This window comes from Sphaerisporangium corydalis, from assembly GCF_025506355.1.
Classification (GTDB): domain Bacteria; phylum Actinomycetota; class Actinomycetes; order Streptosporangiales; family Streptosporangiaceae; genus Sphaerisporangium; species Sphaerisporangium corydalis.
Window position 1 is genome coordinate 118,462 of the sequence record NZ_JANZYP010000005.1, and the last position, 13,036, is coordinate 131,497.

General features: G+C 71.2%; 15 protein-coding genes. 13 read left to right on the plus strand and 2 right to left on the minus strand.

The genetic code is table 11. From position 1 onward, the window contains the following. The first annotated feature begins 205 nt into the window (after window positions 1-205). Entirely contained in the window at window positions 206-1,024 is an 819-nt protein-coding gene (locus NYZ98_RS05680; RefSeq protein ID WP_262841420.1) for a biotin--[acetyl-CoA-carboxylase] ligase, read from the plus strand. 86 nt (window positions 1,025-1,110) lie between these two features. Here the strand turns inward: NYZ98_RS05680 and NYZ98_RS05685 are convergent, their stop codons facing one another. Beyond that, window positions 1,111-1,692 (minus strand): TetR/AcrR family transcriptional regulator, encoded by a 582-nt coding sequence (locus tag NYZ98_RS05685; protein WP_262841421.1) that lies wholly within the window; start codon window positions 1,690-1,692, stop codon window positions 1,111-1,113. 159 nt (window positions 1,693-1,851) lie between these two features. Here NYZ98_RS05685 and NYZ98_RS05690 point away from each other — a divergent pair, with 159 nt between their 5' ends. From NYZ98_RS05690 to NYZ98_RS05730, 9 genes are all read left to right on the plus strand, one after another. After that, window positions 1,852-2,643 carry an SDR family NAD(P)-dependent oxidoreductase gene (locus NYZ98_RS05690; RefSeq protein ID WP_262841422.1) on the plus strand — a complete coding sequence of 264 codons (792 nt, stop codon included), beginning with the start codon at window positions 1,852-1,854 and terminating at the stop codon, window positions 2,641-2,643. Window positions 2,644-2,755: 112 nt separating this feature from the next. After that, a complete protein-coding gene (locus NYZ98_RS05695) occupies window positions 2,756-3,268 on the plus strand; it encodes a PH domain-containing protein (protein ID WP_262841423.1) in 513 nt (170 codons plus the stop codon). Window positions 3,269-3,301: 33 nt separating this feature from the next. After that, window positions 3,302-4,294: an adenylate/guanylate cyclase domain-containing protein gene (locus NYZ98_RS05700; protein ID WP_262841424.1), complete on the plus strand. Its 993-nt coding sequence runs from the start codon at window positions 3,302-3,304 to the stop codon at window positions 4,292-4,294. 84 nt (window positions 4,295-4,378) lie between these two features. Further along, complete coding sequence (locus NYZ98_RS05705; RefSeq protein WP_262841426.1) at window positions 4,379-5,464, plus strand: S-(hydroxymethyl)mycothiol dehydrogenase; 1,086 nt, start codon at window positions 4,379-4,381, stop codon at window positions 5,462-5,464. After that, the gene (locus NYZ98_RS05710) at window positions 5,461-6,084 is read left to right on the plus strand and encodes an MBL fold metallo-hydrolase (RefSeq protein WP_262841427.1); all 624 of its coding nucleotides are present in this window, start codon (window positions 5,461-5,463) and stop codon (window positions 6,082-6,084) included. The genes NYZ98_RS05705 and NYZ98_RS05710 overlap by 4 nt, the downstream gene beginning before the upstream one ends. Before the next feature lie 202 nt (window positions 6,085-6,286). After that, on the plus strand, window positions 6,287-6,466 hold the full coding sequence (locus NYZ98_RS05715; protein ID WP_262841428.1) for a (2Fe-2S)-binding protein: 180 nt from the start codon (window positions 6,287-6,289) through the stop codon (window positions 6,464-6,466). Between the two features lie 15 nt (window positions 6,467-6,481). Then, complete coding sequence (gene bfr, locus NYZ98_RS05720) at window positions 6,482-6,970, plus strand: bacterioferritin (RefSeq protein WP_262841429.1); 489 nt, start codon at window positions 6,482-6,484, stop codon at window positions 6,968-6,970. A gap of 426 nt (window positions 6,971-7,396) precedes the next feature. Beyond that, a complete protein-coding gene (locus tag NYZ98_RS05725) occupies window positions 7,397-8,065 on the plus strand; it encodes a response regulator transcription factor (RefSeq protein ID WP_030451323.1) in 669 nt (222 codons plus the stop codon). Between the two features lie 11 nt (window positions 8,066-8,076). Beyond that, a complete protein-coding gene (locus NYZ98_RS05730; protein ID WP_262841433.1) occupies window positions 8,077-9,348 on the plus strand; it encodes an ATP-binding protein in 1,272 nt (423 codons plus the stop codon). 8 nt (window positions 9,349-9,356) lie between these two features. On the opposite strand, the gene NYZ98_RS05735 is transcribed toward NYZ98_RS05730, so the two are convergent. Then, a complete protein-coding gene (locus tag NYZ98_RS05735) occupies window positions 9,357-9,965 on the minus strand; it encodes a GtrA family protein (protein WP_262841434.1) in 609 nt (202 codons plus the stop codon). A gap of 314 nt (window positions 9,966-10,279) precedes the next feature. Between NYZ98_RS05735 and NYZ98_RS05740 the strand changes: the two genes are divergently transcribed. The 3 genes from NYZ98_RS05740 to purE all read left to right on the plus strand — a co-directional run bounded on the left by NYZ98_RS05740 (window position 10,280) and on the right by purE (window position 12,912). After that, the gene (locus NYZ98_RS05740) at window positions 10,280-11,104 is read left to right on the plus strand and encodes a hypothetical protein (RefSeq protein ID WP_262841436.1); all 825 of its coding nucleotides are present in this window, start codon (window positions 10,280-10,282) and stop codon (window positions 11,102-11,104) included. A 36-nt stretch (window positions 11,105-11,140) separates the two neighbouring features. After that, window positions 11,141-12,298, plus strand: coding sequence for a 5-(carboxyamino)imidazole ribonucleotide synthase (locus NYZ98_RS05745; protein WP_262841437.1), 1,158 nt, complete (start codon window positions 11,141-11,143; stop codon window positions 12,296-12,298). A gap of 125 nt (window positions 12,299-12,423) precedes the next feature. Further along, window positions 12,424-12,912, plus strand: a complete 489-nt coding sequence (gene purE, locus NYZ98_RS05750) for a 5-(carboxyamino)imidazole ribonucleotide mutase (RefSeq protein ID WP_262841554.1) — start codon at window positions 12,424-12,426, stop codon at window positions 12,910-12,912. Window positions 12,913-13,036 lie beyond the last annotated feature (124 nt).

The following is a 13,036-nucleotide window of genomic DNA, read 5'->3' on the forward strand; positions in this document are numbered from 1 at the left end:
TCCCTGCCGCCGGTCATTCGAGCGGCATATTCATAGCATCACCTTTCACCCCGTTTTGACGAACCGTGGCCCTTGGCGGAGACCCCGCGCGCCCGCAGGGGGTGTTGGTCACTCACAGTCAAAATTATGGTGGCGCTACGTAGTGTTCGCTGCTCGAGCCGGTTGGCGGGTACCGCCACTCCACGGGAAGGAGGAGGATGGGGGCGTGCTTGACTCGCCGTACACCGATCTCGACCGGCCGCCGCTCTCGGAGGCGGCGCTGACCCGCGCCGTCGTGCGCCCGGGTGGCCTGTGGTCGCGCCTGTCCGTCGTCGACCGCACCGGGTCGACCAACGCCGATCTTGCGCAGGCCGCGCGTGAGGGGGCGCGCGAGGGCGCGGTCCTGATCGCCGAGCTGCAGCTCGCCGGGCGCGGGCGCCTCGGCCGCGAGTGGACCGCGCCCGCGCGCTCGGGGCTGACGTTCTCCGTGCTGCTGCGCCCCGAGGTCCCCCCGGCCCGCCAGGGCTGGGTGACGCTGCTGGTGGCGCTCGCCGCGGCGTCCGCCGTCCGGCGCCTGGCGGGCGTCGACGTACGGCTGAAGTGGCCGAACGACCTGCTCGTCGGGGAGCGCAAGCTCGCCGGGGTGCTGGCCGAGCGGGCCGAGGACGCGGTCGTGGTCGGCATGGGGCTGAACGTGTCGGCGCGGGCCGAGGAGCTGCCCGCCCCCACCGCCACCTCGCTGGTGATCGAGGACGCCGAGTGCGCGGACCGCGATCCGCTGATGCGGGCCGTGCTGCGGGAGATCGAGGCGCACTACCGCGACTGGGTCGCCGCCAAGGGCGACGCCGACGCCTCCGGGCTCCGGGCCGCGTACGTCGCGGCGAGCGCGACCATCGGCCAGGACGTCCGGGTCGAACTGCCCGGCGAGCGCGTGCTGTCCGGCACGGCCACGGGCGTGGACGCCTCGGGTCATCTCGTCGTGCACGCGGACGGCACCGACCACGCGCTCAGCGCGGGCGACGTCGTCCACGTCCGCCGCCGGTAACGGCCGCTGGGCGCTGCGGGCGACGGTCACGCCTCCGTCCAGGTTCGCTGCGGACGGCGATCACGCCTCCGTCCAGGTCTCACCAGCTATGACGGCCGGGTCGCCGCCTTGACCACGTCTTCGGCGAGCGCCACGGCGACCGGAGTCGCGCCCCCGCCGCCGAGGACGGGCGCGTTCGAGTTCACCCCGTCGATGATCAGCGTGATCCTCTCGGCGAGCGCGTACGGGTCCGCCGCCCCGGCCTGCCTGGCCAGTTCGCGCAGGTGGGCCTGCCTGCCCGTGTAGTGGGCGAGGACGACCGCGTGGACCGGGTGGCCGGCGTCGGGGAACTCCGAGTGCGCGTTGCGCAGCGGGCAGCCCCGGAAGCCGGGGGTCAGGGCCTGCTCGGCGACGCCGCCGACGACGGCGATGAGCTGCGCCGCCGGGTCGCCGGGGAACCGCCCGGCCGCCCGGCCGACGATCGCCGCCCACTCGCGCGTGCAGCGCTCCAGGTAGGCGACCACCAGTTCGTCCTTGCTCCCGAACTCCCGGTAGAGCAGGTTCTTGCCGCAGCCGCACTCGTCGATGATCTGCTGCAGCCCGACGGCGCGTACGCCGCGGTCCTGGAAGAGCCGCGAGGCGATGTCCAGGATGCGGGCCCGCGCGCCCGGTTCAGGCTTTCGTGCCATGAGATGCCTCCGCCGCCAGCATAGCGGACCGATCGGTCCCGTACGGCCCTGCCCGGCGTCGCGAAGTGGTTGACATGGGCCGCCATCGATGGCGATGATACGGACTGATCGGTCCGGGACTGATCGGTCCGTAATCGAGCCAATATCGAAGGAGCACCCGTGGACCTGCGACTCTCCGGGAAGACCGCCGTCGTCACCGGCGGCAGCAAGGGCATCGGCCTGGCCGTCGTCCAAACCCTGATCGCCGAGGGGATGCGCGTCGTCACCGGCTCGCGGACCGTCACCGCCGCGCTCAGGGAGACCGGCGCGGTGCCCGTGATCGCCGACCTGTCCACCCCCGAGGGCCCGATCGAGCTCGTCGAGCGGGCGCTGGCCGAGCTCGGCGGCATCGACGTCCTCGTCAACAACGTGGGCGTCGGCGACACCGACGACATCAGCAAGGGCGCCCTGCTCACGCTGCTCGACCTGCCGGACGGCGCGTGGCGGCACACCTTCGACCTGCACTTCTACAGCGCGCTCCGCGTCACCCGCGCCGCCCTGCCCAGCCTGATCGAGCGCCGGGGCACGGTCGTGAACGTCTCATCGGCCGGCGCCCGGCTGGTCAGCGCGGGCCCGGCGGACTACAACGTCTCCAAGGCCGCGCTCAACGCCCTCACCAAGGTCGTCGCCGAGCAGTTCGGCGGCCAGGGGGTCCGCGCGGTCACCGTGGCGCCCGGCCCGGTCCGCACCGGCGTGTGGACCGACCCCGACGGCCTGATCGCCCGGCTCGCCCGCGAGAACGGCGTCACGCACGAGGAGTTCGCCGAAGGCCTGCTCGGCACGCTCGGCGCCAGCACCGGGCGGATCAGCACGCCCGAGGAGGTCGCCCGGCTGATCGCCTTCGTGGCCTCCCCGAACAACATCACCGGCGCCGAGTACCTCGTCGACGGGGGCGTGATCAAGAGCGCCTGACCGGTCGGCGCGTCAAGGCCGGCCCAACGGAACGTCCCGGCTTGGCGGAGTATCGGCCCTGTCGGAAAGATGGGGCAGACGTGGAGGAGATCGTCGTGCCACGATTTGCCCCATGGGTCTCCCTGAACATCATCTGACGGCGGGGGAGCGGGTCGTCCACTCGTTCCACCCCCACTGGAAGCGCTTGATACTGCCCTTCTTCGCGCTGCTCCTTGTCATCGCCGCCTCCAGCGCGGCGTTCATCTTCATCCCCTCGGACTACGAGTACTCCGGCATCGCCTGGATCGCGATCGCCGTGGTCTCGGTGGTCGCGCTGATGCTCTGGTCGTTCATCCCCTACCTGCGGTGGAAGACCACCTCGTACACGCTCACGACCCACCGGTTCAACATCAGCACCGGCATCCTGAGCAAGTCCGACGACGACATCCCGCTGGCCAAGGTCAACAGCGTCAGCTCCGACCAGACGTTCGTCGAGCGGATCCTCGGCTGCGGGACCCTGGTGGTGGAGTCGGCCTCGGACAAGGGCGAGATCGACCTCAAGGACATCCCGAAGATCCAGGCGGTCCGGGCTGAGCTGTTCAGCCTGGTGGAGGACGCGGCCGACGGAGAGATCGACGGCCGGTGAGATATGCCCCGAACGTGGCGTAACCTCCTGAAGGTGCGTGACACCGGGACCGTGGGCCGTCCGACGGCCGAGCAGATAGAACGGCTGTTCGTGGGCTCGGCGCCGCGTCTCACCCGGGGTGAGATCGCGGCGCAGGCCGGGGTCTCGCCCCAGCTCGCACAGCGGATCTGGCGCGCGCTCGGGTTCGCCACGCCCGCCGACGACACGCCCGCGTTCACCGACGCCGACCTCGCGGCGCTCCGCCGGGTGGCCGGCATGCTCGGCGGCGAGCTGATCGACGAGGAGACCGTCGTCCGCATGGCCCGCGCGCTCGGGCAGACCACCGCCAGGCTCGCGCAGTGGCAGTCCGAGATCATGATCGGCGCCATGCTCGACACGTCGGGGCCGCCGAGCGACGCGGAGCTGGCCGGGGTCCTCGAGGCCTCCCGGCTGCTCCTGCCGGACTTCGAGAGCCTGCTCGTCCACGTCTGGCGCGCCCAGCTCGCCGCGGCCGGCACCCGGCTGCTGGCGAACACCGACCTCGACGCCGACATGGTGCCCGGCCGCCTGACGCTGGCCGTCGGGTTCGCCGACCTGGTGTCGTTCACCCAGCTCGCGCGCGAGCTTGACGAGCAGGGCCTCGCGGAGCTGGTGGAGACCTTCGAGGGCCGGGCCTCCGACGTGATCGCCTCGCACGGCGCCCGCCTGGTCAAGACCCTCGGGGACGAGGTGCTGTTCACCGCCCCCACGGCCGAGACCGCCGCGCGCGTCGCGCTGGAGCTGGTCGACGCGATCCGCGACGAGGGCCGTGAGGTGCGCGTCGGCCTGTCGTACGGGCCGGTGCTGCCGACCATGGGCGACGTCTTCGGCACGACGGTGAACCTCGCCGCCCGGCTGACCGCCATCGCGCGCCCGTGCACGGTGCTCGTCGACCCTCAGGTTGCCGCCGCTGTGGAGGGCCGCGACGGGCTCGCGGTCCAGCGGATGCGCCGGCGTCCGGCGCGCGGCCTCGGGATGGTCCAGCCGTCCGTGCTCCGCCGCTCTTGACGCGCCCCGCCGCCGGTCAACATTCTGAACGCCTGAACTGTGCAGACGCACGTCGATACAGCTTGACAGATGGAGGAACGCACCATGCCGTACGAAGTCCAGGGTGTGATCGCGGCGGGCAAGGGCGAGGCCGTGTCGGTGCAGACCGTCATCGTCCCGGACCCGGGGCCCGGCGAGGCGGTCGTGAACGTGCAGGCCTGCGGCGTCTGTCACACCGACCTGCACTACCGCGAGGGCGGGATCAACGACGAGTTCCCCTTCCTGCTCGGCCACGAGGCCGCCGGGGTCGTCGAGGCCGTGGGGGCCGGTGTCACCGGCGTCGCCCCCGGTGACTATGTGATCCTGAACTGGCGCGCCGTCTGCGGCAACTGCCGCGCCTGCCTGCGGGGCCGCCCGTGGTACTGCTTCGCCACCCACAACGCCGCCCAGAAGATGACGCTCGCCGACGGCACGCCGCTCAGCCCGGCGCTCGGCATCGGGGCGTTCGCCGAGAAGACGCTGGTCGCCGCCGGGCAGTGCACCAAGGTCGACCCGGACGCGCGGGCCGCCGTCGCCGGGCTGCTCGGCTGCGGCGTGATGGCCGGGCTCGGCGCCGCGATCAACACCGGAGGGGTGTCCAGGGGCGACTCGGTCGCCGTCATCGGGTGCGGCGGCGTCGGCAACGCGGCCATCCTCGGCTCGTCCCTCGCGGGAGCCGGGCGGATCATCGCGGTGGACGTGGACGACCGCAAGCTCGACCTGGCCGGCCAGTTCGGGGCGACCCACACGGTCAACTCCAAGACCACCGACGCGGTGGAGGCCATCCGCGAGCTCACCGGCGGCCACGGCGCCGACGTCGTGATCGAGGCCGTCGGCCGCCCGGAGACCTACAAGCAGGCCTTCTACGCCCGCGACCTCGCCGGGACCGTCGTGCTGGTGGGCGTGCCGACCCCGGAGATGACGCTGGAGCTGCCGCTGCTGGACGTCTTCGGCCGAGGCGGGTCGCTGAAGTCCTCCTGGTACGGCGACTGCCTGCCGAGCCGCGACTTCCCCATGCTGATCGACCTCTACCTCCAGGGCCGGCTCAACCTCGACGGGTTCGTGTCGGAGACCATCGAACTGGACCAGGTCGAGGAGGCCTTCGCCAAGATGCACCGCGGCGAGGTCCTGCGCTCGGTGGTGGTCCTGTGACGATCGGAAAGCTCGTGACGTCGGGGACCTTCACCCTGGACGGCGGCACGTGGGACGTCGACAACAACGTCTGGCTGATCGGCGACGACAGCGAGGTCGTCGTGATCGACGCGGCGCACGACGCGGCGGGCATCCAGGAGGCGGTCGGCGGGCGCCGGCTGAAGGCGATCGTCTGCACCCACGCGCACAACGATCACATCAACGCGGCCGGGGCGCTGGCCGACGCCACCGGCGCGCCGATCCTGCTGCATCCCGCCGACGCCGTGCTGTGGGAGATGGTGTACGGGACGGACCGGGGGTACGAGCCGCTCGCGGACGGCGACCTGATCGAGGTGGCGGGCACCGCCCTGCGCGTCCTGCACACGCCCGGCCACGCCCCCGGGGCGGTCTGCCTGTACGCGCGGGACCTGGGCGCGGTCTTCACCGGCGACACGCTCTTCTCGGGCGGGCCCGGGGCCACCGGGCGGTCGTACTCGTCGTTCGACACGATCATCGACTCCATCCGGGACCGGCTTCTGGGGTTGCCTCCGGGTACCGTCGTGCACACCGGCCACGGCGACTCGACGAGCATCGGCGCCGAGCTCCCCGACCTGGAGAAGTGGATCACCCGAGGCCACTGACCTGGGCAGGGACCCGACCTCGCCTCGCGGGCGGCGCACGGCGCCCGCGGGCGGGGGGTGGCGGCGCGTACCCGGCCGCCTTGTCGATCACCGACCGGCATGGTGAGGGCACCGTGGGTGTAGCGCACATCACATAGGCAAGCCTTAGCAGGGTAGGCTACCTTAGGTATGCCTAACCTTCCCCTGAAAGGTCCGCCGCCCCATGTATGTATGTGTCTGTCAGGCTGTGACCGAGAACGAGGTCCATGCCTGTATCGCGGCGGGCGCGAGCAGCGCGCGGGAGATCCGCGACAGCACGGGCGCCGGCAGGGACTGCGCGACATGCGTCAGGAAGATATGTGCGATGCTGAAGCGATCTAAGGAACTTGTCGCGACGGCATAGAAACCGAGGTCCACCATGCAGGGGGACAAGGACATCATCGCTCTGCTGAACGAGCAGCTGACGTCGGAACTCACCGCGATCAACCAATATTTCCTGCACGCCAAGCTGCAGGAGCACTGGGGCTACACCAAGCTCGCCGCCTACACCAGGGCCGAGTCGCTCGACGAGATGCGGCACGCCGAGGTGCTCACCGACCGCATCCTGTTCCTTGAGGGCCTGCCCAACTACCAGCGCCTGGGCACCCTGCACATCGGGCAGACGGTGAAGGAGCAACTGGAGTCCGACCGCCAGCTCGAACTGGAGGTCGTGCAGCGGCTGCGTCCCGGCATCCAGCTCATGCGCGAGCGGGGCGACGTGACCTCCGCCCGGATCTTCGAGGCCATCCTCGAGGACGAGGAGCACCACATCGACTACCTCGAGACCGAGCTCGCCCTGCTGGACACCCTGGGCGAGGGCCTCTACCTCCAGCGCTTCGTGGAGCTGCCGAGCAACTCCGGCTCCTAGCGCCACCGGCGCCACACCGCGCGCACACGACACGGCCCGCCGGACCCCGTCCGGCGGGCCGTCGGCGTCCTCGGGCATCCTTCAGGCGGCGTCCTCGGCCGGCCTCCTCTGTGGGGCCGTAGGCGGCCTCCCGAACGCCGCTCATCGCCTTCGCTCCGTCTCCTCGCGTGTCTTCCGTTTTCTCCGTACGGACCCCCTCCCGGCCCTCCGGCGTGTCGCCCAGGGTCCTTCGCAGGCCCTCCGGCGTGTCCCCGGCGTGTCGCGCCCGTCGCGCACCGATGCCCTTGGCACGCTTGGGGTACCAGGCAGTGCGGGCGGGCTCATCCACGTTTCTCCGTCTTTGCCCAGGTCAATTGCTGGGTCAACGACGAGTCAAACCGCGCGCTGTACCCGGGAAACGATCGCCTAAGGTCCTACGATCGCTTTATGACCTGCGTACTTCTCGCCGAGGATGACACCTCGATCTCCGAGCCCCTGGCGCGCGCGCTGCGCCGAGAGGGCTATCAGGTGGAGGTGAGCCCTGATGGCCCGCAGGCCCTGGAGAGGGCTCTGTCCGGGGGCGTCGACCTCATAGTGCTCGACCTGGGCCTACCGGAAATGGACGGCCTGGAGGTCGCCCGTCGCATTCGCGCCGAGGGGCACGGCACGCCCGTGCTCATCCTGACGGCCCGCGTGGACGAGGTGGACACCGTGGTCGGCCTCGACGCGGGGGCCGACGACTATGTGACCAAGCCGTTCAGGCTCGCCGAACTGCTCGCCCGGGTACGGGCGCTGCTGCGGCGCGGCACCTCTGAGACCCCCGTGGTCCAGGGCGTGCGCATCGACGCCGACTCGCGGCGTGCCTGGATGGGAGACAAGGAGCTGCACCTGACCACCAAGGAATTCGACCTGTTGCGCGTGCTCGTCCGTGACGCCGGCAAGGTCGTCACCCGCGAGCAGATCATGCGCGAGGTGTGGGACACCAACTGGTGGGGGTCCACCAAGACCCTCGACATGCACATATCGTGGCTGCGCCGCAAACTGGGAGATGACGCCGCCAAGCCGCGATACATCACCACGGTTCGTGGGGTCGGCTTCCGATTCGAGCGCGAATAGCCCATAACTAGATGCGTCGGAGGTTACTGTCCTCGACCCTGGTGGTCGCGGCCATCGCGGTCCTGCTTCTGGGCGTCCCGCTCGGCCTGGTGGTGACCCGCCTCATCAACGACGAGGCGGTCCAGCAGCTCCGGGCCCAGGCGACGCTGCTGCTCAGCCAGGTGGAATACGCACGCATCGAGGATCGGCCGATCGATCCCGACGAGCTGCAGCGGCAGTATCCCAACAGGTACGTCCAGATCTTCATCCGTAACAGCCCCACGGTCATCGTGGGCGCCGGGCCGCCCGCGGACCGGCAGATGACCGAGGAGACCCATTCGGAGAGCGGGGTCTATGTCCGGATAACGCGAGACCGAGCCCAGGTGGAGCGCAATGTCCGGGGATGGCTCATGCTCATCGTGGCCCTGGCCGGGCTGGCGCTCGCGGTCGCGGTCTCGCTCTCCGTCGTGCAGTCACGCAGGCTCGCCCTGCCGCTCCTGGACCTGGCCAGGATCGCGGAGCGGCTGGGATCGGGTGACGCGCGGCCGAGCAGGCACCGCTACGGCATACCCGAGCTCGACCGGGTGGCCGAGGTGCTCGACCGCAGCGCCACCCGCATCTCCGAGCTGCTCAGCCGGGAGCGGGAGTTCGCGACCGACGCCTCCCACCAGTTGCGCACGCCGCTCACCGGCCTCACCATGCGGCTGGAGGAGATCGTCGCCGCCGCGACCCACCCCGCGACCGTACGCGAGGAGGGGGAGGCGGCGATCGTCCAGGCCGAACGGCTCACCGCCGTCATCGACGAGCTGCTCGCCGCCGCCCGGCGGCAGCGCCACGCCCAGGCGGAGGCCATCTCGGTGGACGAGGTGCTGCGCCAGCAGATCACCGAATGGGAGCCCGCCTTCCGCAGGTCCAGGCGGTCGCTCCACCTCGACGGGAGCAGGGGGCTGCGCGCGCTCGTCAGCAAGGGCGGGCTGAGCCAGGTGGTGTCGACGCTGCTGGAGAACTCCCTGGAGCACGGCGGCGGGCCGGTCACGATCACGACGGGCAGCTCGGAGAAGTCGATCGTGATCGAGGTGGCCGACCGGGGGCCGGGGATCCCCGAGCACCTCCGCGCCCGCGTGTTCGACCGCAACGTCAGCGGCGCCGGGGGCACCGGGCTGGGGCTGACGCTGGCCCGGGCGCTGACCGCCTCCGACGGCGGCCGTCTGGAGCTCGTACGGCCGCGTCCGGCCGTGTTCGCGCTGTTCCTGCGACCGGCGGACGAGAACGCCCGGCACAGGGTGGTCAGCGGCCCCGCGTGATCGGGCGGTCAGCGGCCCCGCGTGATCGGCTGGTCGGGGGCCGGGATCGGGGTGCCCGGAGGTTCGGGGGCCGGGATCGGGGTGGGGCGGGGGGCCAGCGCGGCGCCGGCGGTGTCGGGGGAGGGCTCGTGGGAGGGGTCGTCGCCGGTTTCGGGGAGCCCGGTGTGCGGGTCGACCGAGGGCAGCCCCGGCGGGAGGAACACCCACTTCTTGTACGACCAGAACCGGAACAGCGTCCCCAGGGCGGTTCCGATGATCAGCGAGATGTTGTAGCTGAGCGGATCGCCCATCTTCAGCGTGTACTCGACGAAGCCGATGATCAGCAGGGAGATCAGCAGGCCGATGCCGTTCAGCACGAAGAACAGGAAGTACTCGCGGGCCAGGCCCGTCTGCTCACGGTCCCGCCAGGTCCAGTAGCGGTTGGCGAGGTAGGCCAGGGTCGCCGCGAACACCGTGGCGACGGCCTTGGACGTCAGCGGGCCCTGGTGCGCTCCGTAGCGCACCAGATTGGTGCCGCCGAAGTCGACCACGAACGCGACGGCGCCGACCGTGCCGAACTTCGCGAGCTCGCGGAACAGCGAGGAGAACCTGTCATACAGGCGACGGATGGGCTGCACAACGGTCCTTCCTGGGTTCTGAGGCTCCTTCAGGTTACCGGTGCCCCGGTGCGCCTCGTGTCCGGTCGGCCGAGCCGGCCATCCAGACTATTTGGCGAATTATCCGTTATTTCACAGCTAGTAACTGACCTGGCGCGCTAGGCTGCCTCGCAGATCGCGAAGGGTGTGCACTGGAAGAGGTGGCTCCTGGCGTGCTGCGCCGACTGCTCGCTGTGGGAATCAGTGTGGGCCTGCTGACAGCCTGTGGCGCACAGGCCAACGGCCGCCCGGCTCCCACAGGGAATCCCGCCAGTGAGACCGCCACCTCGGGATCGGTGGGCCCAGATGACGCCGAGAAAGCGTTCGGCCTGCTCAAAGAGCTCGACGACGCCTGGAAGAAGCGCGACTGCACCAAGGTCCTCTTCCTGACGACCTCGGCCGAGAGCGAGCTGGGCGGCCGTGCCTGCGAGGCGACCCGGAACGGCCGCCCGGCTCCCCCCTCCCTCGACTACAGCGACGTCGACTACTTCCTGCCCGACCGTCCCGCCGAACACCCGTGGTTCGTCGCGCTGGCGCGCAAACCCCAGCCGTCGTACTTCGTCTTCGCCTACGAGGAGGACCGCTGGCGGCTCGCGGACGGCCCCGTGCGGATCACCGGCAAGGCCCCCGAGCTCGACGCCGACCAGACGACCCGCGTCGTCCCCACCGACGACCCCGACGACGGGGTCCGCGCCCGGCTCGTCCCGCAGAAGCACCTGGCCTTCCTGTCCGACCGCTTCGGGCTGAGCGGCGTGCGGTTCTCCTCAGGCGACCCGATGCGCGCCCTGCTCACCGAGCTGGTCAAGAAGCCGGCCACCGTACGTCCCGACCGGTTCAGCTCCGACGTCCAGCTCGTGCCCGCCGACGCGCGGGCCCTCGGGGTGAAGGGCGGCGGCGCGCTGGTCTTCCACGCGCTCAAGATCTACTACACGCAGAAGACCGGCGCCCGCAAGCTCGCCCACCCGCTGTACGGGGCCGCCGCCGTGCGCGCGTTCACCGGCAAGGGAAGCCTCAAGGTCCAGCACACCGCGGAAGTGATCATGCTGGCCACCCGGGTCGACCCCGACGGGAAACTGACGACCGTGGCCATGACCAGAGGGCTCGCCGACATCACCCCCTGACGGCCCTGGGTAGGGTTTGGGCTTGTGACCAGTGTTGTGACCAGGACTGAAACCCCTCCCATCGGGCCGGTCGTCGGCATGGTGGGCGCCGGCCAGCTCGCCCGGATGACCCAGCAGGCCGCCATCGCCCTCGGCGTCGAACTGCGCGTGCTCGCGAACTCGCCCAGCGAGAGCGCCGCGCGGGTGATCGTCGACACCCGGCTCGGCGACTACCGCGACCTCGCCACCCTGCGCGCGTTCGCCGAGGGCTGTGACGCGATCACCTTCGACCACGAGCACGTGCCGACCGGCCACGTCGCCGCGCTCGCCGCCGACGGCCACGCCGTCCACCCGGGCGCGGACGCGCTCGTACACGCGCAGGACAAGATCGTGATGCGCGAGCGGCTCACCGCGATCGGCGCCCCGTGCCCGGCCTGGGCGCGGGTCTCCTCCGCCGACGACCTCGACCGCTTCGCCAAGGAGCACGGCTGGCCCGTCGTGCTCAAGGCCGTGCGCGGCGGCTACGACGGCCGGGGCGTGTGGGTGTGCGCGTCCGCGGCGGACGCCGAGGAGGTGCTGGCCAGCGGGACCGGTCTCATGGCCGAGGCGTTCGTCCCGTTCGAGCGTGAGCTGGCCGTCCTCGTGGCCCGCTCGCCGCACGGCCAGGGCGTCAGCTACCCCGTCGTGGAGACCGTCCAGCGGGACGGCATCTGCGTCGAGGTGATCGCCCCTGCGCCCGGCCTCGACCCCGAGGACGCCGCGGCGGCGCAGCACATCGCCCTCAAGATCGCGAGCGAGCTGGGGGTCACCGGGCTGCTGGCCGTCGAGATGTTCCAGCTCCCCGGCGGCCGGATCATGGTCAACGAGCTGGCGATGCGCCCGCACAACAGCGGCCACTGGACGATCGAGGGCTCTCGCACGTCCCAGTTCGAGCAGCACCTGCGGGCCGTGCTCGACCTGCCGCTCGGGTCGCCCGCCCCGGTGGCGCCCGTGGTGGTCATGGTCAACCTGCTCGGCGGCGACGACCCCGACGTCTTCGCCCGCTACGAGCACGTCATGGCGCACGATCCTGGGGTCAAGATCCACTTCTACGGTAAGGAGGTGCGTCCCGGCCGCAAGATCGGGCACGTCACCGCCTTCGGCACCGACCTCGGCGAGGTACGCGCCCGCGCCCGCCACGCCGCCGTCCACCTCATGACCGGGGAGTACGTGTGATGTCCGCCGGCGAGAACCTGGGCGCACGTGCGACGTCCGCAGAGGACCCGGACGCCCGTGCGACTGGGTCCGCGGAGGGCCCGGGCACTCATGTGACGGCCGCGAACCCCGTGGTCGGCATCGTCATGGGCAGCGACTCCGACTGGCCGGTGATGCGGCTCGCCGCCGAGGCGCTGGGCGAGTTCGGCGTCCCGTTCGAGGCCGACGTGGTCTCGGCGCACCGCATGCCGCACGAGATGATCGCCTACGGCGAGCAGGCAGCGGGACGGGGGTTGCGGGTGATCATCGCCGGGGCCGGGGGAGCCGCCCACCTGCCCGGCATGCTGGCCTCGGTGACCCCGCTGCCGGTGATCGGGGTGCCGGTGCCGCTGAAGTACCTCGACGGCATGGACTCGCTGCTGTCCATCGTCCAGATGCCCGCCGGGGTGCCCGTGGCGACCGTGGCCGTCGGCGGGGCCCGCAACGCCGGGTTGCTCGCCGTCCGGATCCTCGCCGCCGCCGACGAGGGGCTGCGGGCCAGGATGACGGGCTTCCAGGCCACCCTCAGGGACCAGGCGCACGCCAAGGGCGAACGCCTCCGCGCCGAGGCCCGCGACCTCGGCTCGACGGCCTGAATCAGGGTTTGAACGACTGGGCTCGAACTACGGGCTGAACCACGGCCTGAAACGACGGGCTGAACCACGGCCTGAAACGACGGGCTGAACGACGGCCGAACGCGGCCGGGCCCGCGACGGTGGG